Below are 26,916 nucleotides of genomic sequence, written 5' to 3' on the forward strand. Positions count from 1 at the left end.
ATGCCGCCGGAGACGGCGATTCCGCAAGCTGATCCTGAGGTTTTTGAGGGTTTGCCTCATGATTCAATGACCTTCTGGCGCGTTGCGCACCGACGTTGAAGTTGCTGCAGATGGTGACAGGTAATACCAAGACGCTTATAACCCGGAGCCTTCTTCAATTCGGAGATGGCAGCCGCCAGAACCAACTGGTCCACGGGGCGCAGATCCCGCTCTGTTGAGTGGCGACCGAGCATCTGCAGTGCCTGGGCCTCGCACTCGGGCAGGACATGAAGAAACCCTTCAGCCAGCAGCCCCAGTTTGACACCTTCCCAGTCCACCACCATCAACCTGCCGTCACGACCAGTAAAAATCTCCTTGGACACATTACCGCGGTAAGGCAGGGACACCGGCGCATACATGGACAGATACTCATCCGGCAGCGAAAGCTGCCTTTCATGGAGATACCGACTCACTTCCCCGGGAGTGAGCCGCACCCGGGCAAGCCAATCACCTACCCGACGCGAACGGGGCTTCCAGACTTCGTAGTATGCGGGCGCCACTTCAGCCATGAACCGGGAGAGCGCGTCGCCCCGACTGAGTGGCTCGCCATGGGGGTGATACTCGCAAACCATCCACTTGAGTGACGGGTCGCTGGCCAGCAGGCGCGGGGTCAAGCCCGGCTGACGACCGAAACGCCGGTGCATGCGGATATCACGATTCAGCGTGGCCCGGCAGACCGCGATCTTCATGACCTTCATGCCATCATGCTCAAAGACCAGAAGGGCATTTTCCTTGCGGTGATAACGCAACTGCCCTCGCCCCCGCAACCGTGCGCCCACACACAGGCGCGTGGCGCATACCGGCAATCGCACCAGAGTAGGCGCCCCCTTCCTCAGGGATCCCAGCAGGCGGATCCACAACGCCGGACGGAGCAGCACCTGCGACAGGGGCCAGCCCCTTCCGTTGCCCATCAGCATCAATAGCCACGGATGTTTCGGGTTAGCCCACGCGGGATCCAGATCACGAAGCGCCTTGACGCAATCCCGTTCAATGGTGTCCAGCACCCCCGGGGCAAAAGGGCGCCACCACAGCGCCAGACGCTCACGAAGCATGCCCGCGCTCCGCGCTGATGCCAAAGGCATCCAGATATTGACGGGCGGCGTGTTCAGCCCGAAAGGGTGCTCCGGCTTCGACGGGGTCATACCCCGGCGTCTTCCCGCCCAGAGCACGCAGCATGGCGTGTTTCAGGCCCTCTATCGAACCCGGCTCGACCAGCACGCCATGGCGCCCGTTGCCAAGCACCTCGGCCGACCCCCCCGGACAATCGGTGGCGACCAGGGGCACACCCAGCGCCAGGGCCTCAATCAGAGCGTTGGGTATGCCCTCCCACAGGGAGGAGAGCACGAACGCATCGGAACGAGCCACCCAGCTCAAGGGGTTGTCCACATGGCCGGGCAAAGCCACGTCTTCCGTCAAACCCAAAGAGCCAATCAACGCTTCCAACTCCCCTCGCTGACCTCCCTCACCCAGGATGACAAGCCGCGCCGCCTGCTGATCCCGCACCCCCCTGAAGGCCCGGATCAGCGAAGGAAAGTCCTTCTGTCGCGCCAATCGGCCCGCAGACATCACCACGGGGACAGTCTTGTGTTTCAACCACGGGTGATTCACGGGGCTCTCGGCGTCACGCAGCAGTTGCGGGGTGAGGGTGCCGTTGTAAATGACCCGAATGCCCACATTGTCGAGACCGACCCGGTCCTGCAGATCTTCCTTCACCCCCTGAGAAACTGCGATAATGCCTTGCGCCTTGGGGTAATGTTCCCTGATCTGGGCGAATTTACGCGCACGCTGGCCTGGCGCATTCTTGTCGGACGTGCCGTAGGCATTACCCACGCTCAGGAAGCACCGGGTGCGCACGCCCGGCAGGCGGCAGGTACCAATGGAGACCAGATTGGCTATATGGGCTGCCGACAGAATCACCCTGGGCTGGCGTACCCGCAGATAGCGCCACAGGGCAGCGATGGATGCCCACTTATGGCGAGTCCCAAGGTGAACATGGGAAACCCGCCCGAGCATTTCATCGGGGTAGAACTGACAGCCATCCCTGAAGGTCACCACTTCCACACGCAAACCGAGGGAAACCCAGCAAACAGCCATGTTTGCCAACCTGCGCTCGCACCCGCCATGCGCCTTGAAATCACCCAACAGCACAATATCGACAGGGGTCTTCATGACTTGCGGCCCCACCACATCAAAGCCGCCGGAGCCGGGAAGACGCCCACCCGCGGAAAATGACCATAAGAAAACATGACTCTCCCACCATCCATCCTGATTGAGATCACCGGCCTGCCGGGCTGCGGCAAATCTTTTGCGATGAAGAGACTTCTCAAACTACGCACCGCACCAATGAAGCTAACCACCCACAAGATCCGGGTGGGCGAACTCAACCTGCAAAAATACTGGGGAGCACTCGGCATGGGCTTTCTGGCCCGCTCGCCTTCCCGCAGGAGTGCCGCGAGGCGGGCAAGGAAGGCATACCATCTGCGCAGCCGCTCCCTGGAGACCGAGGCCATGATGCGCTTTGCTCGTGAGCATCATGAACTCACCCAATGGCTGTTGAGACAGGCTGCTGCCTACGCGCGGCGACCGGATCATGGCCTCCTCATCCTCGCCTGGTTTGGACGCCTCTTTGCCGACTACCAGATGACCCGGGAAAACCTTGCGACCGGCGAAGCCGTACTGATGGACGAGTCCTTCGCCCAAAAGGCCTTTTCGCTGGTCAACCATCTGGAGATCCCCCCGGAAAAAATATCGGAGTATATCTCACTCACACCCATGCCGGACTACGTGGTGCCCCCTTTTGTCTCCGGGTCCACGCTCGTGGAGCGCCTGGAGCAACGCGGCTGGCCGGGCTGGGCCAAGCCAGGCAGCGAGTCGGCCAAACAGCATTTCGTCGAGGACTGGCTTGCCACGCAGGACATCATCCAGTCGGCCTACCAGCAACAGGCAGTGCCCGTTATCCGTCTGGACAATAACGCCTCCGGCACGCAGCAGCTGGATCGGCAGTTGGCGGTGCTTGCCAACGCCCTGCCTGGGAGACCCGCCCTTGGTTAACCCACCCAGGCTGGCCGTGCTTCTCTCTCTTTCCGGGGAAGGTGGCGTCGAACGCATGGTGCTGAATCTGGTTCGAACCCTGTCCTGCCTGAACTGGAACATTGATTTACTGGTCATCCGCGAGGACAGCCGGCATCTGCACAGCCTGCCGGAAAACGTGCACGTCGTGCGTCTCGGAACCCGCCACAGTGGCCTCGCAGTAGCCCCGCTGAGGGACTACCTAGTGGCGCACCAACCGCCTGTCCTCCTGGCCGCCAAGGACCGCGCCGGCCGCGCAGCCCTCAAGGCGCGCAGAATGGCCGGGGTGGACACGCGCATCTACATCCGCCTGGGCACCACCCTCTCACAGGCTCTCGAAGGCCGCTCGAACATCCGCAAATGGCTTCGTTACCGCCCCATGCGACGCCTCTACCCCAAGGCCGACGGCATCATCGCCGTCTCACAGGGCGTGGCCGAAGACATTCAGCAGATTACCGGCCTCGCCCCGGAGCGCCTGCACGTGGTGCGAAACCCGGTGATCACCCATCGACTCGCTGAACAGGCATCAGCCCCCCCCCCTCACCCCTGGCTCACCGATAACGGCGATCCCGTGATCATGGGCATGGGCCGCCTCACACGCCAGAAGGATTTTCCCACACTGATGCGGGCCTTTGCACGCCTGCTGCGGAAACGGCCCGCCCGGCTGTTGATTCTGGGTGACGGAGCAGACCGATCCACGCTCGAAGATTTAGCCAGGGAACTGGGCATCGCAGACCGCCTCCTATTGCCCGGCTTCGACCCCAACCCTTACGCCTGGCTGTCACGGGCTAATCTCTTCGTGCTCTCCTCCGCCTGGGAAGGCTCCCCCAATGCACTCACCGAGGCCATGGCGCTGGGTATTCCGGTGGTATCAACCGACTGTCGCAGCGGGCCACGGGAGATTCTTCAGGGGGGGCAATACGGGCCGCTGGTACCGGTGGGTGACGCGGCAGCGCTGGCCGATGCCATGCTGGAGGTCCTCGATAGCCCTCTGGGGCCGGCATACATCAAGGAAGCCGTGGCGGAATACCATGCCGAAACCAGCGCCCGCCGCTACCTGGAAGTCATGGGCCTTGAGGTACCGAAATGAACCCCTCCACCCGTTGCACTGCCTCCCTGTAATCCAGGGGTACCTGGTGGACACCCACGCCGCTGGGTTGGATACTTTGCCCCCTCACTTTAAAGCCCGCTGATCCCCCATGCTCCTGTCCCTGAAACACAACTTCCTCTTCGTTCACATCGCCAAGACCGGTGGCACCAGCGTGCGGGCGGCGCTGTCGCGGTACCGGTACCAGGGGCCGTGGGGCGTGCCCCTATTCCTGGCCGACAAGCTGGATCAGATGAGCGGGCACCGGATTGGTGCCAAGTTTCCCCGTCATGCCAAGGCCATTGCCGCGCGGGAGATGCTGCCGGCAGAGGTGTATGACAAGCTCTTCAAGTTCGTCTTCGTGCGTAACCCATGGGATCTTCAGGTGAGCTCCTTCTTCCATATCCGCAAGGAGCGGCCCCATGTGCTGGAGGGGGTGGACACCTTCGAGCAGTTCGTCAGGCTCAAGTTCGACCCGGAGCGGGAGTGGAACTACATGCTCGATACGTCAAAGGAGTTGCAGCGGGACTACGTGACCGACATGAGCGGGCAGCTCATCATCGACTTCATGGGCCACTACGAGAGCCTGCAGGAGGATTTCGACTCGGTCTGTGATCGCATCGGCATCCCCCGGGTGGCCCTGCCCCATCGACGCAAGGCCGAGGGACGGGATGATTACCGGCGCTACTACACGGACGAGACCGCCGGCATCGTCGAGGCCCATTACCGGCCGGACATCGAGATGTTCGGTTACCGGTTCGACGCCCCTGCCCCTTCGGGGCGGCAGGGGGACGCCGAAGGCATGTGAGCCCTTAATCCTCCAGCGTGAACTCCGTGCTGCAATAGGGGCACAGAATCCGGCCATCCTTGCTGTCTTCAATGGACAGAAACACCCTCGGATGCGAGGCCCACAGCGCCGTACCCGGCATGGGGCAATGCAGGGGCAGGTCCTTGCGGGTGACACGGATGGCCGTTTGCTGGTTGGCCACCTGGTACTGATCCTGATGCAGTGCGGTATTCGGATTGGGCATGGCGTCTCACTCCTCGGGGCACATCAGATATAGGTCAGCCACTCATCATGCTTGGGATGGCGGCCCTTGACCACATCAAAATACAGGGTCTGCAACTTCTCGGTGATGGCGCCGCGGCCACCGTTGCCGATGCTGCGACCATCCAGTTCGCGGATGGGGGTCACCTCGGCGGCGGTGCCGGTGAAGAAGGCCTCGTCGGCTACGTAGACCTCGTCCCGGGTGATGCGCTTCTCACGCACCTCAATGCCGCATTCATGGGCCAGGGTGATGATGGTGCGCCGGGTGATGCCATCCAGGGCCGAGGTGAGTTCAGGGGTGTAGATCACGCCCTCGTACACCATGAAGAAGTTCTCGCCACTGCCCTCGGCCACATAGCCCTCGGTGTCCAGCAGCAGGGCCTCGTCACAGCCGCAACCCTGGGCCTCCTGCAGGGCCATCATGGAGTTCATGTAGTTGCCGTTGGCCTTGGCCTTGCACATGGTCACGTTCACGTGGTGCCGGTTGTAGGAGGAGGTCTTCACGCGGATGCCGCGCTCCAGGCTCTCATCCCCCAGATAGGCGCCCCACTCCCAGGCGGCCACGATGGCGTGCACCTTCAGGTTGTCGGCCCGCAGGCCCATGCCCTCGGCCCCGAAGAAGCACATGGGGCGCAGGTAGGCGCTGGTGAGCTGGTTATCGCGCACGGCGGCCACCTGGGCGGCGTTGAGCTCGTCCGGGGTGAAGGGAATGGTCATGCCCAGGATATGGGCAGAGCGGAACAGGCGGCGGGTGTGGTCACCCAGTCTGAAGATGGCCGGACCGCGGTCGGTCAGGTAGGCGCGTACGCCCTCGAACACCCCCATGCCGTAGTGCAGGGTGTGGGTGAGCACATGGGTCTTGGCCTCGCGCCAGGGCACCATCTCACCGTCGTACCAGATCAGACCATCGCGATCGGCCATGATGGACATGCAATGCTTCCTCTTTAATATTCGATCATCAGTTCCCCCACCGGGGGATGGAACATCGCCGGTTGGGGCGATGGGTCAGGTCATCAACTGCTGCCAGTATGCGCGCACCTGGTCCCGCTCCCGGGACCACTGGGCCGCGTCCACCCGTGTCGTCTGATCCTGAAGCGTCAGTTCGTGGATGCGATCCCTGAAGGCCCGGTAGGTATCCATCAGGAACACGGCGTCGTCCCTGGACATGAGATCGGTCTCGATCAGTGATTCCAGGATACGGATATTGTCCGGATAGGTGGACAACTCCGGATACTCTCTGGCATGCGCCAAAACCAGATATTGCACCATAAATTCGATATCCGCGATACCGCCGGGGTCTCTCTTCAGGTCAAAGCGCGCTGGATCGCGGCTGGCGTGCTCCTTCCACATCTTCTCGCGCATCTCCCGCACCTGGCGCTTGAGCTCCTCGGGATCCCGCTCGCGCCCCAGCACACGCTGGCGCATGGCCTGGAAGGCCTCGGCGATGCGGGCATCACCGGCCACCGGGCGGGCCCGCACCAGGGCCTGATGCTCCCAGGTCCAGGCGGAGTTCATCTGATAGTCCTCAAAGGCCTCAAGGCCGATCACCAATAGCCCGGCAGCGCCGCTGGGGCGCAGGCGCGTATCCACCTCGTAGAGCCGCCCGGCCCCGGTGAACACCCCCAGAAAATGCAGGATGCGCTGCCCCACCCGGGCAAAGAACTCGCTGTTGTCCAGGGGACGATCGCCATCGGTCATGGCCTGCTCACCCCGGCTATCGTGCAGGAAGACGATATCCAGATCGGAACCGTAGCCCAGTTCCAGCCCGCCCATCTTGCCATACCCCACCACGGCGAAACCCGGCTCGTAGGGTTCGCCATCAACGATGCAGTGGGGGCGGCCATGCTTGGCGATGAGCTGCTCCAGCACCAGCGCCAGCACCTTCTCCAGCACCACCTCGGCAATCCAGGTGAGGTGATCGCTCACCTTCATCACCGGCAACACATCCATGATGTCGGCCGCCGCCACCTTGAGCACCTGAACCTGCTTGAACATGCGCAGGCGGTCCATCACCTGTTCCAGATCATCCAGTGGAACCTGCACCAGCTCATCTTCCACCGCCTGGCGCAGCCCCTGACGATCCGGTGGGGCATACAGGCTGCGGGGGTCCAGCAACTCGTCCAGCAACAGGGGGTAGCGGGTCAGGTGATCGGCGATCCAGGGACTGGCCTCACACAACCGCGCCAGCTGCGACAGGGCCAGGGGGTTTTCCACCAGCAGGGAGAGATACACGGAGCGCCGGGCGATGGTCTGCACCAACCGAACCAGCCGGATCAGGGTGGCATCCACCTCCTCCAGGCCGTTCAATACGCTCAGCATCAAGGGCATCAGCCGGTCCAGACGCTCCCGCCCGGTCGAGGTGAGCGAGCGGCAGGCACTGCTCTCACGCAACTGTTCCACGGCGCTCAGGGCCGCCTCCGGGTCCTTCAGCCCCAACCCGCCAAGCACGCTCAGGGAACGCTCCTGCCCCAGGCTGCCGGCCCACAGGGCCGCCAGATCACGCTGCGCCTCGGGCTGGGCGGCGGCCTCTTCTTCCTCGTCGGCGCGCTGGGGCGCCGCAAACACCTGCTCGAAGTGCCCGTGGATACGACGCATATGGCGCCCGAGGGCCACCTCGAACCCGTCCCAGTCGGAAAACCCCATGGACAGGGCAAGGCGCAACTGGCCAGCACGATCGGACGGCAGACAATGGGTCTGCTGATCCGCCACCATCTGCAGGCGATTCTCCGTGCGCCGCAAGAAGGCGTAGGCCTCCTTGAGCTGCTCCACGGCGTATTCCGGCATGACTTCCTGGCGAGCCAGTTGATCCAGCACCGGGCGGATGCCGCGCAACTGCAGTGAGGGGTCGCGGCCGGCGCGGATGAGTTGGAAGGCCTGGCCCACGAACTCCACCTCGCGGATGCCTCCCTCGCCCAGCTTCACGTCCCGCTCCTTGCCCTTGCGCGCCGCCTCGCGGTTGATCATGGCCTTCATGTCCCGCAACGACGCGAAGGCCCCATAGTCCAGGTAGCGGCGATAGACGAAGGGCCTGAGCAGGGTATGCAACTGCTCGGCGCTCTCCCGGTCTCCGGCCACGGCCCGGGCCTTGATCAGGGCGTAGCGCTCCCATTCACGGCCATGGCTCTCGTAATAGTCCTCCAGGGCGTCAAAGCTCATCACCAGGGGACCGGCATCGCCAAAGGGCCGCAGGCGCATGTCCACGCGGAAGACAAAACCATCGGCGGTCTTCTCGTTAAGCACCTTGATCAGGCGCTGGCCCAGGCGGATGAAGAACTGCTGGTTCTCCAGGCAGCGCTCCCCATCCGTCTGCCCCGGCTGGGGGTAGGCGAAGATCAGGTCGATATCCGAGGAGAAGTTCAGCTCCCGCCCCCCCAGCTTGCCCATGCCCAGCACCACCAGCCGCTGGGCATGGCCCTGGGCATCCCGGGGCTCGCCGTGCCGGCGTGCCAGTTCCCGATGCTGCCAGGTGAGGGCCTCGTCGATCAGATGCTCGGCCAGGCAGGTCAGGTCTTCCAGGGCCTCGTCCAGGTCGGAAAGGCCCGCCAGGTCACGCCAGGCAATACGAACCATCTCCCGATTGCGCACCCGGCGCAGGGCACGCATCAGGGCCGGCTCGTCGGCGGCCTCCCTCAGGGCATCCGCCACATGACGGGTCATCTCATCATCTTCATACGCCCTCTCCAGGTCACCCGAGGTCACCAGATCCACGAACAGGGCCGGCCGGCGCACGCAGGCCCGGGCGACGAAGTCACTGTAGTACCAGATGGTGCCGGTGGATGCCGGCCAGGCATCCAGGGACAGCCCCTCACGCTCACAGGCCTTGAGGAAGTCATCGGCGAGATGGCTCACACTCGTGCGGGCCGCCTTGGGCACGGCATCCAGTGGCAGGTCTTCGGGGGCAGGCAGGGTCATCAGGGCAACTCGAGAGCAAGGGGTTCGGGGGTTCAAGGCGGCGCACTGCCGCCAAAGTCGGACTTGTTGATCGCATGATGCCGGGCTTCCTCGGGACTGGCCTGGCCTGAATCCACCAATCGCCGCAGGGCGGTATCCATGGTCTGCATGCCCACCAACGCGCCGGACTGCATGGTGCCGGGCAGCTGGTCGGTCTTGCCCTCGCGCACCAGATTGGCCACGGCGGGCGTGTTCACCAGGATTTCCACCGCAGCCACACGGCCACCGCCATCGGCCCGTCGCACCAGCTGCTGGGAGATCACCCCCCTGAGCGAGGTGGAGAGCATGGTGCGGATCTGCGCCTGCTTCATGGCCGGAAAGGCATTGATGACCCTATCCACCGTGGCGGCGGCCCCGTTGGTGTGCAGGGTGCCCAGCACCAGGATGCCCGTCTCGGCCGCCGTCACCGCCAGGGAGATGGTCTCCAGGTCACGCATTTCCCCCACCAGGATGGCGTCGGGGTCCTCGCGCAGTGCTGAGCGCAGGGCGGCTGCAAAGCTGGGCGTGTGCAGGCCCAGCTGACGCTGGCTGATCAGGCAGCGCTTGCGCTCGTGGATGAACTCGATGGGGTCTTCAATGGTGATGATATGACCGCGACGACGCTCATTGATGTCGTTTACCAGGGCCGCCAGGGTGGTGGACTTCCCCGACCCCGTCTTGCCGGTCACCAGAATCAGGCCGTGGCGCTGCATGCCCAGGCTGGCGATCACCGGCGGCATCTTCAGCTCGTCCAGGGACAGGGCCCGGGCGGGGATGGAACGAAAGACCACCGCCAGGCCGTTGAGATGCCGGGAGAGGTTCACACGAAAACGTGCCAGATCCTCGATGGCATAGGCGAAATCGGCCCCATCCTCCCGTTCGAAGGTCTGGCGCGCCGCATTGGGCAGGATCTCCGCGGTGAGATCATTCACCACCTGGGAGGTGAGAGCCTCGTCGGACAGATTCTCCAACTCGCCGTTGATGCGCACACGCGGCGGGTCCCCGCCGATCAGGTGCAGATCCGAGCCCCCCCGCGCAATCAGCTCCCGCAGATAACCATCCACCTGATGCATCACTCACCCTCCCGCCAGGTTGATCCGGGGCAACAGGCTGGAGTCGGTGACGAACCGCTGGAAGGCCTGCTTGTCGGTGGCATACTGGTAGGCATCGTCGGGATCCACTTCATTGCGCTGTATGGCCTCCAGCAGGGCCTGATCCAGGAGTTGCATGCCCTGGTCCCGGCCCGTCTGCATCTGCGAGGGGATCTGGTGCACCTTGTCGGACATGACCATGCGTGCAATGGCCCGGTTCATCACCAGGCACTCCACGATGGCCCGACGCCCCCGGCCATCGGCTGACTTGACCAGGTTCTGCGTGACCACGCCATGCAGGTTCTGGGAAAGAAAGGTCTTGCCCTGCTCGCGCTGCTCCAGTGGCAGGGCATCCAGGATACGGTCGATGGTCTTGACCGCCGAGGTGGTGTGCAGGGTGCCCAGCACCAGATGGCCCGTCTCGGCGGCCACCATGGACATGATGATGGAATCCACGTCCCTGAGCTCACCCACCAGGATCACGTCCGGGTCCTGACGCAGGGCCGCCCGCAAGCCCTTGGCATAGCTGGGCACGTGGGTCCCCACCTCCCGCTGGATCACCTGGGCCCGCTTGCAGCGGTGCACGAACTCCACCGGATCTTCCAGGCTGATGATGTTCACCGCACGCCGGGTGTTGATGTAATCGATGATGGCCGCCAGGGTGGTGGACTTGCCGGTCCCCGTGGAGCCGGTCACCAGCACCATGCCCTGGTGATGATCCACCATCCGGGTCACCACCGGCGGCAGCCCCAGGCTCTCCAGGGAAGGTACCTGGGCCGGGATGTGCCGGAAGGTGGCCCCCACCCCGGTGGCCTTGCGGAACAGGTTGGCCCGGAACCGGCCCACCTCGTCGTTTACATAGGAAAAATCCAGGTCGTCCCCGCCCCGAAACCGATCCTTCTGGGCCGGGGTGAGGATCTCCATCACATAGGCCTCCAGTTCCCGATCGCCCAGGTCGCGAAAACGGATGGGCATCAGCTCGCCGTTCATGCGCAACATGGGAGGCACCCCCACCGCCAGGTGCAGATCGGAACACCCCTGTTCCCGGGCCAGTTTGAGAAAGGCGTCGATTCTGGGCATGGCGAGGTCTCGTTCAGGCAACCAATCCAGCCGCGCAGGCCATCAGACCCGCCGCTCTTGCTGGAACTCTAGCAGAGTCTTGCGCACATCCCGCATGGTGGGGAAGCGGTCCCCGGGGTCCACCGCCATCATCGTCATGACGATGGCACTGAGCTCGCGGTCTATCTGCGGGTTCATCTCATGGGGCGGTGTCGCCTGTCCCTGCACATGCTGATACATGATGGCCATCTGGTCCTCACCGCTATAGGGCACCTCACCGGTGATCATCTCGTAAAGCATCACCCCCAGGGCATAGATGTCGGCGCTGTGGGTGATCTTGCGGCCGGTCACCTGCTCCGGGGCCATGTATTTGGGGGTGCCGATGAGGATACCGGTGCGGGTGAGGCGGGTGTCCGCCGAACCGGTCACCGAGGCGATACCGAAGTCCACGATCTTGACCTGTTCCCTGTTGTTGATGAGCACATTGCCCGGCTTGAGATCCCGATGGATGACGCCCACCTCGTGGGCAGCACCGATGCCGGATGCAATGCAGGCGGCGAACCCCACGGCCCTGTCCTGGGGCATGGGGCGCTCCTGCTTGAGGACCACACCCAGGGTGGATGACGGGAAATACTCCATGGAGATGGCCAGCACCCCCTGCACCGTCAGGAAATCGTAGATGCGGATCACGTTCTCGTGGGTGATCTTGCGGGACAGGCGCAGTTCCTGAACGAAGCGCTTGATCATCTCTTCATCGGCAGCCAGCTGCGGGTTCATGACCTTGAGGATGATGGTCTCGGAGATCATCACATCGTCCATGAGCAGCACGGTGCCAAAGGCCCCTTTGCCCACACGGCGGATGAAGCGGTAGCGCTCTCCCAGCATTTCCCCCGGCCTGAGGGTCTCCAGGTTCAAGCCGCCACCATGGGCGCTCAGGCGACGGGTGCCCGCCGCGGTCTCGTCTGCGCCGCCCAGGGTGAGGGCCATCTGTCCTGTATCGCCATCCAGAATGGAGGTGGCTTCAGGCAGGGCCTGGCCGGAGACCCCCTGCCCCAGCGAAGAAATGGCAAACCGGGCCTCCAGCCGGGCACTGGCATCCCGCGCCATGTCCTGCAACTCACCGTCGGCATCCGCCGTGTGTTGCTGGATGGCCCTGAGAACTTCGGGAGCCGTGCGGGCATCGGCCAGTTCCACCAGGGCATTCACCGCTTCCAGGCGCACCGAACGATCATTGCCTGCCAGATGCCGCATCAAGGGCTCCACCGCCCGGTCATCCTGCAGACGGGCCAGGTTACGCACCACCACCGGGGCCGCATCGGCGTCCCGATCCAGCATCTTCAGCAAGGCCGGCACCGCCGAGGCGTTGCCGATACTACCCAGGGCATCCACGGCGCGCTCCCGCACCCACCAGTCAGAGTCCTCAAGGGCATCAATGAGATAGGTCAGGGCCGTCTCGTCACGGGTGGAATTGAGGATCTCCACCGCCGAGCGGCGCACGAACTCATCCTCGTCACGGATCAGTTCCACCACTGCCCGCACCACCCGGGGCCCACCAATCTGCGCCAGGGCATCGGCGGAACGGGCTCGCACCCACCAGTCCTCATCCTTGATGGAAACCAGCAGTTCCTTGATGTTGCTGGCGTTACCCACACCATTGAGCACCTCCACGGCGGCCCGGCGTACATACTCCGAGTCATCCTGCAGCACCGGCAATAAGTGACGCATGATGTGGGGGTCGTCCAGCTGGATGATGGCGTCGATGGCCTTGTGCTGCACGTTGATGTCCGGATCATGCAGCAGGGTGCACAGGGAGGCGGCATCCATGTCCACCGCCCCCATGGCCATCAGCGCCTCCAGGGCGGCGCCGCGCACCCCCTTGTCCTCGTCACTGAGCCGTTCCTGCAGGATGGCGCGCACCTGAGGGGTATCAAAGCGTCGCAGCACCCTGACCACCATGCGCCGGATCACCGGATCCTTCCCGGAGGCCCGACTCACCAGGTCGGGGAGCACTGACTCGTCGGCCACCTCGTCCACCACGCGGAACAGGGCATTGCGGTCCACCGGCTGCAGGTCATACGCCTCGCGCAACAGCAGGCTGGCATTGAGCCGGTGCCGGTGGGCATGCAGCACCCGCACCAGGGCCGATTTGGACACGGCGGGGTCACGAAAGGCACGGGCCAGGGGACTGGGGTCGAACCCACTGGCGCCCTCAAGCACCTGGGCAACCCGGTCCACCCGGGTCTGATTGATGTCGGCCAGGGCCTGCAGGAAGACCGGCAGGGTTGCATCGTTCACCAGGCGCCGCAGCAGTTCCATGGTGCGGGACAGACCGTCACCCGAGGCATCGGCCAGCCCATGCAGCAGGCGCCGCACACCGGCTTCCCCCAGGGACCTCAGCTTGTTCAGGCGCTTTTGCGCTTCCGCCTCGTCCAGATCCGCCGCCTCCAGCAGGCGCTGGATCTGGCGTTCGGCACGAAAATCGCTGAACACGCTCATGGGCAGTTCCTCGCGAAGCCCCTGGCGGGCAGGCGCGGGGTGGCATCACCCCGTTTGCCGGGACCCCACGGGGCACACAGGCGCTCAGTCCCGGGGGCTATCATCGGGCGAGACGCGCACGATGTAGGCCTTGTTCACCAGCGTGACTTCCGTGTCCGACAGGAACAGGCGCACAAAGCGTTGATCGTGGATGTTGATGTAGTCGTAGAGGCGGGCGTTTTGCGGATCCAGCAACTCCCGGATGGTGCCTGTGAGGTTCGAGCCGTCCATGAGATGCAGCCGCGCGCCCAGGCAGACGCCGCTATCGTCGGGCCCGGGGGCATCCACCTCGTGCTCCACCCGCACCACCGAGTGCTTGTTATAGAAGCGCGTCTCATCCTCGCCGCACTGGATCACGAAGAAGGGCTCGGCCCCGTTGAGGATCTCCGCTGGTGTCTCCTCACCCGCGTACTGGGCACTCTGCAGATGCACGAACAGGGAGCCCACGACCAGGCCATCAGGATGCACCCAAACCTTGACCGGTTTGAGCTTCTTGGGAATCTTCAGCGCTTCTTTGTCCACGGGTGCCCCCTATGGAGGATCTGGAGATCATCGACGGATGACAGGACAGTATGCCGCAAACATCCAGCGCTGACGAAGACCGACACGCGGATCTTGTTGACATGGACGCAAAACAAAATAACAATCGTTCTTGTTTAATTCGGGCTCAGCCGAGTACCGCACCTTCAAGATAGGGAGTGACCCCGCCCATGATCAAACGCCCCATCACCGCACTGGCCAGCCTTGCCGTGGCCGCCGTGACTGCACTCACCCTGCCCCTGCCGGCCCTGGCCGATGGCGAAGTGAACGTCTACTCGGCCCGGCAGGAAGCCCTGATCAAACCCCTGATGGATGAATTTACCGAAAAGACCGGTATTCGCGTCAACATTGTCAGCGCCCGGGCCGACGCCCTGCTGCAGCGCCTGCGCAGCGAGGGCCGTAACACCCCCGCCGATGTGCTGATCACCGTGGATGCGGGCAACCTGTACAGTGCCAAGGAGGCTGGCGTGCTCCGCCCGATCGAGTCGGAGGTACTCAAGGAAGCCATACCGGAGAGTTACCGTGACCCCGATGGCTACTGGTACGGACTGTCCATGCGCGCCCGCCCCATCATGTATGTGAAGGGCAAGGTGGACCCGGAGCAACTCTCCACCTACGAGGCCCTGGCGGATGAGCAATGGAGACGCAGCATCTGCATACGCTCCTCCAGCAATGTGTACAACCAGTCCATGGTGGCCTCCATGATCATCGCCCACGGCGAGGCCGAGACCGAAGACTGGGCCCGGGGACTGGTGGCCAACATGGCCCAACCGCCTCGCGGGGGCGACCGGGATCAGATCCGCGCCGCCGCCGCCGGCGTGTGCAACATCGCCATCGCCAACACCTACTACCTCGGTCAGATGCTCAACTCCAGTGACGATGCCGAGCGGGCCGCGGCCGAGGCCATCGGCGTCTTCTGGCCCAACCAGGAAGACCGGGGCACCCATGTGAACGTGAGCGGTGCTGGCCTGATCACTCATACTGAAAACGTGGATAACGCGGTGAAGCTCATGGAGTTCATGGCCAGTGACCGCGCCCAGCAGTGGTATGCCGAGGCCAACCAGGAATACCCGGTGAAAGCCGGCGTGGAGTGGAGCAATACCTTATCCGACCTGGGGGACTTTGAAGCCGATTCCGTCAACCTGGGTCGTCTGGGTGAATACAATGCCCAGGCCGTGCGGCTGATGGACCGTGTGAACTGGCGGTAACGGCCTGATCCTGCCCCTCACCCCAGCCCCTTTCCCCGATCGGGAGAGGGGTTTTTGCTTGCAGGCTGTGTTCAGAGCCGCAACGCGTTAACATATCCATCTTTTAACATCCCCATGCCCATGAACCACGACCAAAGCGCTTCATGAGATCGGCCCTGGCCACCCTTGCGGGGACGATGCCCCGTGCGCGCTTGCGCAGGCCCGATGGCTGGACCCTCAGCACCCTGCTGATCGCCGGCGTGCTCTCCCTGCCCATCCTGGTGATCTTTGCTCACGTGTTCATCCCTGCCTCGGAGGTATGGCTGCACCTGCGGCAAACCGTGCTGCAGGATTACGTGGTCAACTCGCTGGTGCTGATGCTGGGCGTGGGCGTGGGCGTGCTGCTCATCGGCGTGCCCACTGCCTGGCTGGTGAGCATGTGCGACTTCCCGGGCAGGCGCATCTTTGAATGGGCCCTGCTACTGCCCCTGGCCATGCCCGCCTACATCATCGCCTACACCTACACCGGCATGCTGGACTTCGCCGGACCGGTGCAGATGCAGATCCGCGATCTCACCGGCTGGGGATACGGGGATTACTGGTTCCCGGAGATCCGCTCCCTGCCCGGCGCCATCGCCATGCTCACGCTGGTGCTCTATCCCTATGTGTATCTGCTCAGCCGGGCCGCCTTCCTGGAACAGTCCATCTGTGTGCTGGAGGTTTCCCGCACCCTGGGGTCCAGCCCCTGGGCGGGTTTTCGGCGCGTGGCCCTGCCCCTGGCGCGCCCAGCCATCATCACCGGCCTCACCCTGGCCCTGATGGAAACCCTGGCCGACTACGGCACGGTGGAGTATTTCGGGATTCCCACCTTCACCACCGGCATCTTCCGCACCTGGTTCGGCCTGGGCGACCCGGGGGCCGCAGCGCAACTGGCGGCCCTGATGATGACCTTTGTGCTGGTGCTGATCGTGCTGGAGCGCTATTCCCGGCGCCGCGCCAGGTTCCATCACACCAGCGCCCGCTACTCCCGCCTGCCCCGCTACCGCCTCAAGGGCTGGGCCCGCACCGGCGCCCTGGTCGCCTGCCTGCTGCCCATCGTGCTTGGATTCCTGGTGCCTTCCACCCAGTTGTTCCAGTGGGCTATGAAGACCACCCACATGTGGATGCAGCCGCAGTTCCTGGGTCTGGTGTGGAACAGTGTGTCTCTCGCGGCCATTGCCGCGGTGCTGGCGGTGTTTCTGTCCCTGATCATGGCCTACGGCAAGCGCCTGGGGCCCTCCCGGACCACCAACGCCGCCGTGCGCGTCGCCAGCATGGGCTACGCCATTCCGGGCACCGTGATCGCCGTGGGGATCATGCTGCCCTTCGCCTGGATCGACAACACCGTCGACAGCTTCATGCGCGAGGCCTTTGGCATTTCCACAGGGCTGATCCTCTCCGGCACGCTGGTAGCCCTGGTGTTTGCCTATTGCGTGCGTTTTCTGGCCGTCTCCCTGAACACGATCGATGCAGGCCTGGCCAAGATCAAGCCCTCCATGGACGATGCCGCCCGCTCCCTGGGCTCCGGGCCACGCACCGTGCTCAGGCGCGTGCACATGCCCATCATGCGCGGCAGCATCCTCACCGCCCTGCTGCTGGTGTTCGTGGATGTCTTGAAAGAACTGCCCGCCACCTTGATACTGCGCCCCTTCAACTTCAACACCCTGGCGGTGCGCGCCTTCGAGCTGGCCTCGGATGAGCGTCTGGCGGACTCCGCCAGTGCCGCTCTGGCCATCGTCCTGGTCGGGATCATCCCCGTGATCCTGATCAGCCGCACCATCAGCCGCTCAAGACCCGGACATGACACGCCTGCTTGAGATCGACCACGTCAGCGTGGGCTACGACGGTACCAACGTCGTCCACGATGTCACCCTGAACCTGAACACCGGCGTCATTGGCTGCCTGCTGGGCCCCAGCGGCTGCGGCAAGACCACGTTGCTGCGCTCCATTGCCGGCTTCGAGCCCATCAGTGACGGCCAGATCCGGCTTGATGGCCAGGAGGTGAGTCGCCCGGGCCGCACCCAGCCGCCGGAGCGTCGCCAGGTGGGCATGGTCTTCCAGGATTTCGCCCTGTTCCCGCACCTCACCGTGGCCGAGAACATCGCCTTTGGCATCCGCGGCCAAACGGCTGCCCAGCGCCGTCAGCGGGTCACGGAACTGCTGGGCCTGATCTCCATGGACGGCTATGGTGAGGCCTACCCCCACGCCCTTTCCGGCGGGCAGCAGCAGCGCATCGCCGTCGCCCGGGCCATGGCGCCTCGCCCCCGCGTGCTGCTGCTGGATGAGCCCTTCTCCAACATGGATGTGGAACTGCGCGAGGGCCTGGCCCGGGAGGTCAGGGCCATCCTCAAGCAGGAGGAAATCACCGCCATGCTGGTCACCCATGACCAGAACGAGGCCTTTGCCTTCGCCGACCGCATCGCCGTGATCCACGCCGGCCGGGTGCTGCAGTGGGACACCGCCTACAACCTTTACCACAAGCCTCAGGACCGTTTCGTGGCCGACTTCATCGGCCAGGGCCGCATGCTCCCCGGCCAGGTGCTCAGCGAGCACGAGGTGAAGACGGAACTGGGCACCATCACCGGCAATGTCCCCCAGAACTGCAGCCCCGGGGCCCCGGTGGATGTCCTGGTCAGACCCGACGACATCATGCCCGATGACGACAGCGAGGTTTTCGGGGAGGTGATGGACAAGGCCTTTCGTGGCGCCAGCTTCTTGTACAACCTGCGACTGGGCAGCGGCACCCGGGTGCTGTGCCTGACCCCCTCCCATTACAACTTCGCCCTGGGGGAACGCATCCCCCTCAAACTGGGCTTCAATCACCTGGTCATCTTCCCCCGCTGAGGTGATGCTCCACCCGGCCCCGCAGGTGCACGGCCGGACCCGCCAGATGGATGGCACGCCCATGGAGGATCACCACACCACGGGCCGGCAACAGGGTGATCCCCGCCTCGGGGGTGCCGATGACGATGGGGTGCCCACCGCGGGATCGGATATGCAGATCCCGGTCTGCCCACAGGGACACGTCCCCTTCCACCTGCCAGCGGCCGTCACCCGCGACCACCTCCAGGACCACCCGGTCACCGCTGGAGAGGTTCAACCCTCGGGCGGCCGATGCCTGCAGCCCTCCTTCACTGACCATGGCCACGTGTCGACGGGCGCGCCCACGCCAGTCAGCCGCAGCCCCATGGAGACATGGTCCCGCGACCTGAACCGAGGACTCGCCGGCCACGCGCTCGTGTCGATCGCCGCCGGCCCGCGCATCCAGGTCACCGCCGCAGCGGATGTGCAGGCAACCACCGGTGGTGGCGATCAGCGCCCCCTGGCGGCAGATCAGGGACAGCGTGGCCGCATCCGCGTGGGCATCCAGGGCCAGCAGGTGCTGCTCGTCGCGGGTGAACAGCCTCAGTAGCGCCCTCCCCTCCCGATCGTCCATCAGCAGGGTGTGACCGCCGGCACTGCGGTAGCGGTTCGCCGTGTCATCCCGGGCGTTCACCGGATTGGCATGAGCCCCATCGAACCCGGCTCCGGCGATCACTGCAAAACCATCCGGATCACCGCCCAGGATCATCAGGCTCACGGGTTGACCGGGATGCAGCGGCGCATGCCAGCCACTGGCCTGCCCGTCCTGCCCGGGTGGAGCGGCATAAGGGGTCAGGCGCGCCCAGCGGGGCCCCCTGTCAGGCTCCATGAGGCCCGCATCCTCGAACAGGCCACGGGCCCGCTGGCGCCCGGCCTCATCCTGATCCGGGCCATTCAATCCCTGAATCCGGGCCTGCAGCATATCCGGCACCGCCCCGTGACGACGAGGCTCGGCGGGTCGATAGGAGGCATCACCAGGGCACAGCCGTACCCGATTGCGATAGGCCCATCGACCCGATGCATCGGAGTGCACCCGATGCAGCACGGACTCCACACGCCAGACCCCCGAGGGGACTGAGGGGTGGTCCGGTGCAGATATCCGCACCCGCTCACCGGGCTCCAGATCCGGCACCGTGGTCTCCAGCAACAATGTGCGAGCCCGACAGGCCTCGCGCTGAGCCAGGAAACGTGCACGCCATTCCAGGCTTCGGCTGTCATGCAGCCCCCAGCCCGGATGATCTTGAATCCCTTCGCCATGCCCGGTGTCTGCCAAGGTCTCGCAGGGCCGGCCATCTGCCAGCCGGCCCCGCACGCGTATCTGTCGGCAGACCTGGCGATGATGCTCCCGGGCACTCAGAACCCCCGGGGCTCGATCCCCCCAACCACGGGAGGGTCCCAGCCAGTCCAGCACCCGGGGCTCGCTGGCATCCATGCCATCTGCCAGTCGCAGCGTCTCCATGCCCTCGACCGCGGCCAGCCGTGTGTGGATCCCGGCCCGGGCCAGCACCCGGAAGAGCAGATCGGCGTCACTCTCGTCCGCCTGCAGGATGGCCCCGCGACGCGGGTGATCCAGGGTGAGATGCCCGGCGTCCACCGCCACCCCCAGCGGTTCCAGCAGTTCACGGGCGAGGTCCACCGCATCCAGGCCGGTGAACAGGCGGGTGTGGCGATGCAGGGTCAGTCCCGCCAGGCGGCTGCGCAGGGACAGGCGCCAGCGTCGCCCCACATCCTCAGCCATACCACTGGGGCGACAGGCCATCAGGATGCCCTGCCAGTCACGCACAGGGCCGGGTGCGGCAGACAGCATCAAACGGGCCGATGACCCCAGACGCTCCAGACAGGCCGGCCCGGAGTGGATCACATCCACCTCCATGCGGGTGATACGGGACAGCCCCTCGCGCAGCCGCAGGGCCACGACGGGCAGATCCAGGCCGCCCAGGGTCAGGCGCAAGGTCAGGCCCGGGGCAACCCGGGATGAACGGGCGTGATGGGGGTGTTTGATGGGCACATCCATGGGCATCGAAGGGCTTCCCTGGTCCGTGGGATAAGGCATGAACATATCACCGCCGGGCATGGCTTTGAAGGGCAGACGAATGACATGAAAAAAGCCCCTAAAAGCTCTTCAAAAATGCGTCCCGAAGCGTTATGGTGGCGCCCGTTCCCGGAGGGATGCGAACAATGGCCCACAGCCACCCCGTCCGCCTCCCTGAACAGGTTGCAAACCCTGCCCGGGGGCCTTTGTGAGGCAATAGAGGATTCACCTCTCGTATGGACAGTTGCAGTACAAACGGCACACGCGCGGCGGCCCTTCCGGCCTTGCCCAGGATGGTGTGCAGCGTCCATCGGGACGAGCGCCCCGCAATGGTCATCTGACCTTCCCGGGCCCTCCCCCCAGGCGCCGCCATCCGGCACGCACGGGAGAGCCCGACCCCCGACTTCACGTCCCCACGCCCGGCCCGGCCGGTGCCGTGGTGATGTGGCATTGATATCGGGATCATCTCTCCCCACCCTCCGCCCGTTGCCACATCCGCCAGACCGCGCAGCACGCCCCCGGGCAAGAAGGAAACGATGAGATGACCGAGATGATGACCAAGGCCAATGACCGCTTCGAAACCAGCCACAACCAGGCCATCCACTGGATAGATGAGCGCCAGGACCCCGCACTGCAGACTGTGGACCGGGCCGTCAGACAAGGGCATTACCAGGCTGCCCGCACCCGGTTTCTGAAACTGGCCGAGTCATCCCAGATCGGTGTTCTCCAGCACATCCCCCAGCAGGATGCCGTGCGCCTGGCTGGCGGCCTGCCCACCTATACCGTCGCCCGTCTGTTCGAGCGCCTGCCCCGCCATCTGGGTCGTGCCATCGTCCAGTCCCTGCCGGAGGGCAAAAGACAGGGCGTGGTGGTCATCCTCAACCATCGCCGTCACGACCCCCGCAACCTGCAGAGACGTCAGCTACAGGGCTGACTCCCCTGCCCCGGCGAGGCCAGCGCGGTAAACACCGGGTGGCCTCGCAGGAGGCATACCCCATATCCATGAGTTATCCTTGGTTGCATCACCAAGGACCCGGCCCCGCTTCCACGTGAACCAAGCGACCCTCCCGGTGTCCGATGGCAAAGGATCATCAAGCGCCCCATGACACCCGCCCTCACCCCTGAATTCTCCATCCATCCTTCGCGGCGTTCACGTCCCAGGATCCGGCTGACGGCGTCGTTGGCGGGAGTCCTCCTGCTCTTAATGATGTCGAGTGCGTGGGGCAACCCCAGGGTGGAAATCACCGGCGGCGACAGCGAGATTCGGGATAACATTCGCGCCCACCTGGGGCTTGCCCGCGAAGGCTGTGACCTGCCCCCCTGGCGGGAACGCCCGCTGGTGAGGGCGGCCCGGGAGGATGCCCGCAACGCCCTGCGGGCCCTGGGCTATTACAGCCCCCAGATGGACATCGATTTCCAACGCATCGACGACTGCTGGCGACTGAATGTCCAGGTGGACCCGGGTCCGCCGGTACGCATCCGTTCCATGGATGTGGCCTTGAGCGGCGCCGCCAATGAGGATTCTGCCTTCCAGGAATACCTGCGCGAGCTGCCCCTGCGTGAAGGCCAGCGCCTGCGCCACAACCAGTACGAGCAGATCAAGGGCGGCCTGAACCGACTGGCCTCATCCCGTGGTTATTTTGATGCCCGCTTCACCACCACCCAGATCCGGGTCCAGGTCAGCGAGCAGGCCGCCGACGTGGTGGTGCACATGGACAGCGGCCCGCGTTACCGCTTTGGTCCGGTCAGTCTGGAGCAGGACATCCTCCACGATGAACTGGCCCAGAAATTCGTTCCCTTCCAGCAGGGGAGCGACTTTGAGAGTCGACGCCTGATCCAGATGCAGCAGGCGTTCATCGACAGCGGTTATTTCTCCGATGTGCGCGTGGATACCCACCCGGAGGATGCCGAGGATCTGGAAATACCCATCACGGCCACCCTGGGCGCCCGCAACAAATGGTCCTATCTGGCCGGCGTGGGGGTGAGCACGGATATCGGCCCCCGGCTGCGTCTGGGCCTGGAAAATCACCGAGCCAATCTATCCGGGCACCGCTACGGCGCAGATCTGGAACTGTCACCGGTGCGTTCCAGTATCGGCCTCAACTATCAGATCCCCCTGGGGGACCCGGCCCGGGAACGACTGGATCTCACCGCCGGGTATCAGACCGAAAGCACCGACACCGCCGACGGGGATCTGTTCACCGTGGGCGTGGCCCACATCCAGCAAAGACCCTCGGGCTGGACCCATACCCGATTCCTGCGCTACGAGCACGAGGATTACAAGATCTCCGATACCCGGGGCACCTCAAGGCTGTTGACCCCCGGCCTGGAATGGTCCCGTATCCAGGCGGATCACCCCATCTTCCCGCGCCAGGGCTGGCGCCTGAGCGCCAACGTACGCGGCGCATCCGAAGATCTGCTCTCCACCGTCACCTTCGGCCAGGCCACGGGTCGGGCCAAGCTGATCACGCCCCTGGGCCAGGGGCGCCTGCTCACCCGGGCAGATGCCGGCACCACGGCAGTGGATGAATTTGCCGAGCTGCCCAGCTCCGTGCGGTTCTTCGCCGGCGGCGACAACAGCGTGCGCGGCTACGGTTACCAAAAGCTGGGGCCCACCAATGATGACGGCGAGGTGATCGGTGGACGGCATTTCATCACCGGTAGCGTGGAGGCCGAGTATCCCATCATCGGTCAATGGAGTGGCGCCGTCTTCGTGGACGGCGGTAATGCCTTCGAGCGCCTGGATGACTACAACGCCAAGTACGGCGTCGGGGCCGGCGTGCGCTGGCGCTCGCCCATCGGGCCGATCCGGGTGGATATCGCCCATCCCACCGATGGCGATGACAGCTTCCGGCTGCACCTGACCATGGGGATGGATCTGTGATACGCCGCGTCCTGATCAGCCTTGTCGTGATGCTGTTGCTGCTGGTGGTCCTGGTCACCGGCCTGGTGACGGCCCTGGTGGCCACCGAACCCGGCGCCCGCCTGGTGGTGAAGCAGGGCGTGGGCTTTGTGCCGGGGGAACTGCGCATCGAACAGGTGAGCGGCACCCTGCTCACCGGCCTGCGGGCCGGGGGGGTGGTCTATACCCACGAGGCCCTGACCGCCACCCTGGAAAGTCTCGACCTGCAGATGGAACTGCTGCCACTGGCAGGCTTGGCGGTGCATATCAATGCACTGGATGCCCAGGGCCTGGATCTCATTCTCACGCCGGATCCCGACGCGCCACCGTCGGATCCGGACGCGCCCTTCACCCTGCCCGATGCCATTCCCATGCCGGTCACGGTGGATCTGACCCAGGCGGTGATTCAGAACATCCGCTTTCGCACCCAGGAGCAGGCCGAACCGATCCTCGTGGACGCGGTGCGCCTGAGCCTGCATCTGGATGCCGAGCGTGCCCTGATCCGTGATCTGGACGTCCAGACGCCCGACATCCAGGTCCGGGCCTCCGGCCGCGCGGCCCTGGCCCAACCTTACCCTCTTGCCCTGTCGCTGGACTGGCAGCTGGATCTGCCCGAGGCCGCCCTGGAGCTCTTCCCGGACGAACCCGCCCACGGGCGACTGGCCCTGGAGGGGGACCTGGGCAGCCTGGCGATCCATCACCGGCTGCTGGGCCCGGTGTCCCTGCTCAGCGCCGGTCGCATCGATCAACCGATCACCGATCTCCATCTTGACCTGACCCACCAGTGGGAACCCTTCGAGCTGGATCTGGCACCCGAACAGCGCCTGTCCGTGGCCTCGGGCACCCTGACCACACAGGGTGGCCTGGAGGCCTATGAACTGGGCCTGCGCACAGCCCTGCAGGTCACCGACCTGCCCGCCCTGAACCTGGCGCTCACCGCCGATGGGAACCTGGAATCCCTGAATCTGGCCCCCTTGTCCGTCAGCAGTCCGGCCGGCAACCTGGAAGTGGCCGGTCGCCTGGGCTGGGTCGACGATCCGGACTGGGCGCTGCAAGTCCGTGGCCGGGACCTGAATCCCGCCGAGTTCGTGGCGGACCTGACCGGTCGCCTCAACCTGGACCTGCATACCCGGGGGCGTCTGGATCCGGAACAGGGGGTGGTGGCCCAGGTGGACCTGCAACGCCTGGCGGGTCAACTGCGTGACTATCCCGTGACTGGCCAGGGTCAGGTGGCCATCGCCGGTAACACCCTTAACATCCCCGGGCTGAGACTGGGGGTGGGTGATAATCGCCTGAGCACCCGCGGTCAGGTGAGCGACACCCTGGCGCTGGACTTTGACCTCAACGCCCCGGACCTGCCTGCCCTGTGGCCAGGACTGGAAGGCAGGGTGATCGCCAGCGGACAGGTGAGCGGTCCCCTGGAGGCCCCGGTGGTCTCCGCCCGGGCAGACATCCGCGACCTGGGCCTGGGGAATCTCTCCCTGGCTCGACTGGATCTGGACCTGGAGGCCGGGGTGAGCCCCGACAGCCCCATGCGCCTGGACCTGGAAGCTCGCGACCTGCGGCTTGGTCAGGATCTGGAACTGACCAGCCTCAGCCTGCAGGGTCGCGGCACAGCGCAGGCCCATGAGATCAACCTGGACCTGGAGGCGGATCAGGGTCAACTGGGTCTCACCCTGGACGGCGCCCTGGACGAGGGGCCCGCCTGGGCGGGCCAGCTCACCCGCCTGGACCTGGATCAGCCCCAGGCAGGTACCTGGCAACTGGAAACCGCCGTGGGCCTCAATGCTTCCCCCCAGGCGGCAGGCCTGGAGGACAGCCTCTGCCTGATACAGAACCAGGGCCGCCTGTGCCTGGACGGCAACTGGTCGGCCGAGGCGGGCGCCTCGGCCGACCTGCAACTGACCGATCTCTCCCTGCAGATTCTGAATCCCTTCCTGCCCCCCAACCTGCGCGTTGATGGCTCGCTCGGGGCCACGGCCAGGCTGCGCCTGGACGATCAGCTATGGCTTGAGGCGCGGGTGCAACCCAGCGCTGGCGAGATCCGCCTGCGGGACCTGGATGACGAGGAACACATCATTCCCTACCAGGACGGGCAGGTGGATCTACTCGTTGAGGACCGGGACATCACCGCCCGCCTGGCGCTGGGCTTTCTGGAGGGCGGTCAGGTGGATGGCCGACTGGATGCCCGTCAACGGGACGATGGCGACCTGGACCTGGACGGCGACGTCCAGGTGGCCCTGGACGAATTCCGCTGGCTGATGCCGCTGGTTCCCCAGGTGACTGACCCCGGCGGGCGCCTGCGGGTGGACCTGACCGTGGGCGGCACCGCGGCAGATCCCCGCATCGAGGGCCTGTTGACCCTCACCGAAGGCACGGCCTTCATCACCGAGGCGGGCATCACCGTGGAGGCCCTGAACCTGGAACTGCGCAACGAGGGTCTGGAACGCCTGGTGTTCGAGGGTGACATGCGCTCCGGTCCCGGCACCCTGGAGGTGGACGGCGAGGTGCAACTGGACGGCGAAGACATGCCCATCATCATCAACGTGCGTGGGGATCGTTTCCAGGCCGTGCGCCGTCCCGATGTGCAGGCCCTGGTCAGCCCGGATCTGCGCATCACCCTCATCGGGCAGCGGGCCATCGTCACCGGTCAGGTGGAGATTCCCGAGGCACGGGTGGAACTGGTGGAACTGCCGCCCCAGGCGGTGTCCGTCTCCCGGGACGAGCTGATCCTGGATGACGGGGAAGAGGCGGGTGAGGCCCTGGTGGTGATCGCCCGGGTGCGGATCATCCTGGGAGATGATGTGCGCATCAGCGGCTACGGCCTTGACGCCCGCCTGACCGGCGACATCGCCGTGCAGGACTCGCCGGGCAGACCCACGCGACTGGTGGGCGAAGTGCGTGTGGCTGAAGGGCGCTACAAGGCCTATGGACAGGATCTCACCGTGGAACGGGGCATCATCGTATTCCAGGGCCCGCCGGAGAACCCGGGGCTGAACATACGGGCCTCCCGACGCGTGCCCGCCTACGACGTGGTCGTGGGGCTGGAGATCGGCGGCACTCTGGAAGAGCCTCGCTCCCGGGTCTTCTCGGAGCCTTCCATGGAGGACAGCGATGCGCTGGCCTTCCTGGTGACGGGTCGCCCCCTGTCGGGCGCTGGCGAGGGAGAGGCCACCGACATCGTGGCGGCGGTGGCCATGTTCGGCATCGAAAGGGGCGGCTTCATCACCGACCGCATTGGCCAGGAGGTGGGCCTGGACGAGTTTACCGTGGACACGGGCACCGAACTGGAGGACTCGGCCCTGATGATGGGCAAATACCTCTCGCCGCGCCTGTTCCTGCGCTACAGCGTGGGCCTGTTCGATCGGGTGAATACCGTCATGCTGCGTTACCAGCTCACCCGCACCCTGAGCCTTGAGACCCGGTCCAGCAGCGAGGCCCAGAGCATGGACCTGCTCTACCGGCGGGAGCGTTGACCCAGCCCCCTGTTACCGCG

At 64.9% G+C, this 26,916-nt stretch carries 19 protein-coding genes; 9 read left to right on the top strand and 10 right to left on the bottom strand.

What is annotated here, in order from left to right; translation table 11 throughout:
* Positions 1-56: 56 nt before the first annotated feature.
* Positions 57-1,091, bottom strand: coding sequence for a hypothetical protein (locus tag ECTOBSL9_RS02360; RefSeq protein WP_063463710.1), 1,035 nt, complete (start codon positions 1,089-1,091; stop codon positions 57-59).
* Positions 1,081-2,133 carry a glycosyltransferase gene (locus tag ECTOBSL9_RS02365; protein ID WP_240481031.1) on the bottom strand — a complete coding sequence of 351 codons (1,053 nt, stop codon included), beginning with the start codon at positions 2,131-2,133 and terminating at the stop codon, positions 1,081-1,083. Before ECTOBSL9_RS02365 ends, ECTOBSL9_RS02360 begins: the two co-directional genes overlap by 11 nt.
* Positions 2,134-2,382: 249 nt before the next feature.
* On the opposite strand from ECTOBSL9_RS02365, the gene ECTOBSL9_RS02370 reads away from it, so the two are divergent.
* The 3 genes from ECTOBSL9_RS02370 (at position 2,383) to ECTOBSL9_RS02380 (ending at position 5,003) form a co-directional block, all read left to right on the top strand.
* The gene (locus ECTOBSL9_RS02370; protein WP_063463712.1) at positions 2,383-3,090 is read left to right on the top strand and encodes a hypothetical protein; all 708 of its coding nucleotides are present in this window, start codon (positions 2,383-2,385) and stop codon (positions 3,088-3,090) included.
* Between the two features lie 55 nt (positions 3,091-3,145).
* Positions 3,146-4,198 carry a glycosyltransferase gene (locus ECTOBSL9_RS02375; protein ID WP_063463713.1) on the top strand — a complete coding sequence of 351 codons (1,053 nt, stop codon included), beginning with the start codon at positions 3,146-3,148 and terminating at the stop codon, positions 4,196-4,198.
* 109 nt (positions 4,199-4,307) lie between these two features.
* On the top strand, positions 4,308-5,003 hold the full coding sequence (locus ECTOBSL9_RS02380; RefSeq protein WP_063463714.1) for a sulfotransferase family 2 domain-containing protein: 696 nt from the start codon (positions 4,308-4,310) through the stop codon (positions 5,001-5,003).
* A gap of 4 nt (positions 5,004-5,007) precedes the next feature.
* Here ECTOBSL9_RS02380 and ECTOBSL9_RS02385 read toward each other — a convergent pair whose 3' ends face one another.
* The 7 genes from ECTOBSL9_RS02385 to ECTOBSL9_RS02415 form a co-directional block, all read right to left on the bottom strand.
* A complete protein-coding gene (locus ECTOBSL9_RS02385) occupies positions 5,008-5,226 on the bottom strand; it encodes a zinc-finger domain-containing protein (protein WP_063463715.1) in 219 nt (72 codons plus the stop codon).
* A 23-nt stretch (positions 5,227-5,249) separates the two neighbouring features.
* Positions 5,250-6,173 carry a branched-chain amino acid transaminase gene (locus ECTOBSL9_RS02390; RefSeq protein WP_063463716.1) on the bottom strand — a complete coding sequence of 308 codons (924 nt, stop codon included), beginning with the start codon at positions 6,171-6,173 and terminating at the stop codon, positions 5,250-5,252.
* Positions 6,174-6,248: 75 nt separating this feature from the next.
* Positions 6,249-9,155, bottom strand: coding sequence for a bifunctional [glutamate--ammonia ligase]-adenylyl-L-tyrosine phosphorylase/[glutamate--ammonia-ligase] adenylyltransferase (glnE, locus tag ECTOBSL9_RS02395; RefSeq protein WP_063463717.1), 2,907 nt, complete (start codon positions 9,153-9,155; stop codon positions 6,249-6,251).
* Positions 9,156-9,187: 32 nt separating this feature from the next.
* Positions 9,188-10,246 carry a type IV pilus twitching motility protein PilT gene (locus tag ECTOBSL9_RS02400; protein WP_063463718.1) on the bottom strand — a complete coding sequence of 353 codons (1,059 nt, stop codon included), beginning with the start codon at positions 10,244-10,246 and terminating at the stop codon, positions 9,188-9,190.
* Positions 10,247-10,249: 3 nt separating this feature from the next.
* Positions 10,250-11,344: a type IV pilus twitching motility protein PilT gene (locus ECTOBSL9_RS02405; RefSeq protein ID WP_063463719.1), complete on the bottom strand. Its 1,095-nt coding sequence runs from the start codon at positions 11,342-11,344 to the stop codon at positions 10,250-10,252.
* A 42-nt stretch (positions 11,345-11,386) separates the two neighbouring features.
* Positions 11,387-13,819: a HEAT repeat domain-containing protein gene (locus ECTOBSL9_RS02410; protein WP_063463720.1), complete on the bottom strand. Its 2,433-nt coding sequence runs from the start codon at positions 13,817-13,819 to the stop codon at positions 11,387-11,389.
* A gap of 84 nt (positions 13,820-13,903) precedes the next feature.
* Positions 13,904-14,380, bottom strand: a complete 477-nt coding sequence (locus tag ECTOBSL9_RS02415) for a hypothetical protein (RefSeq protein ID WP_063463721.1) — start codon at positions 14,378-14,380, stop codon at positions 13,904-13,906.
* A gap of 188 nt (positions 14,381-14,568) precedes the next feature.
* On the opposite strand from ECTOBSL9_RS02415, the gene ECTOBSL9_RS02420 reads away from it, so the two are divergent.
* The 3 genes from ECTOBSL9_RS02420 (at position 14,569) to ECTOBSL9_RS02430 (ending at position 18,468) form a co-directional block, all read left to right on the top strand.
* Positions 14,569-15,606: a Fe(3+) ABC transporter substrate-binding protein gene (locus tag ECTOBSL9_RS02420; protein ID WP_063463722.1), complete on the top strand. Its 1,038-nt coding sequence runs from the start codon at positions 14,569-14,571 to the stop codon at positions 15,604-15,606.
* 143 nt (positions 15,607-15,749) lie between these two features.
* Positions 15,750-17,441, top strand: a complete 1,692-nt coding sequence (locus ECTOBSL9_RS02425; RefSeq protein WP_063463723.1) for an iron ABC transporter permease — start codon at positions 15,750-15,752, stop codon at positions 17,439-17,441.
* The gene (locus tag ECTOBSL9_RS02430) at positions 17,425-18,468 is read left to right on the top strand and encodes an ABC transporter ATP-binding protein (RefSeq protein WP_063463724.1); all 1,044 of its coding nucleotides are present in this window, start codon (positions 17,425-17,427) and stop codon (positions 18,466-18,468) included. Before ECTOBSL9_RS02425 ends, ECTOBSL9_RS02430 begins: the two co-directional genes overlap by 17 nt.
* Here ECTOBSL9_RS02430 and ECTOBSL9_RS02435 read toward each other — a convergent pair.
* Positions 18,452-20,539, bottom strand: a complete 2,088-nt coding sequence (locus tag ECTOBSL9_RS02435) for a phage late control D family protein (protein ID WP_168161523.1) — start codon at positions 20,537-20,539, stop codon at positions 18,452-18,454. The two genes, ECTOBSL9_RS02430 and ECTOBSL9_RS02435, sit on opposite strands and share 17 nt — an antisense overlap.
* Positions 20,540-21,059: 520 nt before the next feature.
* On the opposite strand from ECTOBSL9_RS02435, the gene ECTOBSL9_RS02440 reads away from it, so the two are divergent.
* The 3 genes from ECTOBSL9_RS02440 to ECTOBSL9_RS02450 all read left to right on the top strand — a co-directional run bounded on the left by ECTOBSL9_RS02440 (position 21,060) and on the right by ECTOBSL9_RS02450 (position 26,896).
* A complete protein-coding gene (locus ECTOBSL9_RS02440; protein WP_063463726.1) occupies positions 21,060-21,452 on the top strand; it encodes a hypothetical protein in 393 nt (130 codons plus the stop codon).
* A 270-nt stretch (positions 21,453-21,722) separates the two neighbouring features.
* A complete protein-coding gene (locus ECTOBSL9_RS02445; protein ID WP_063463727.1) occupies positions 21,723-23,402 on the top strand; it encodes an autotransporter assembly complex family protein in 1,680 nt (559 codons plus the stop codon).
* The gene (locus ECTOBSL9_RS02450; protein WP_063463728.1) at positions 23,399-26,896 is read left to right on the top strand and encodes a translocation/assembly module TamB domain-containing protein; all 3,498 of its coding nucleotides are present in this window, start codon (positions 23,399-23,401) and stop codon (positions 26,894-26,896) included. The genes ECTOBSL9_RS02445 and ECTOBSL9_RS02450 overlap by 4 nt, the downstream gene beginning before the upstream one ends.
* Positions 26,897-26,916 lie beyond the last annotated feature (20 nt).

This window comes from Ectothiorhodospira sp. BSL-9, from assembly GCF_001632845.1.
Lineage (GTDB): Bacteria > Pseudomonadota > Gammaproteobacteria > Ectothiorhodospirales > Ectothiorhodospiraceae > Ectothiorhodospira.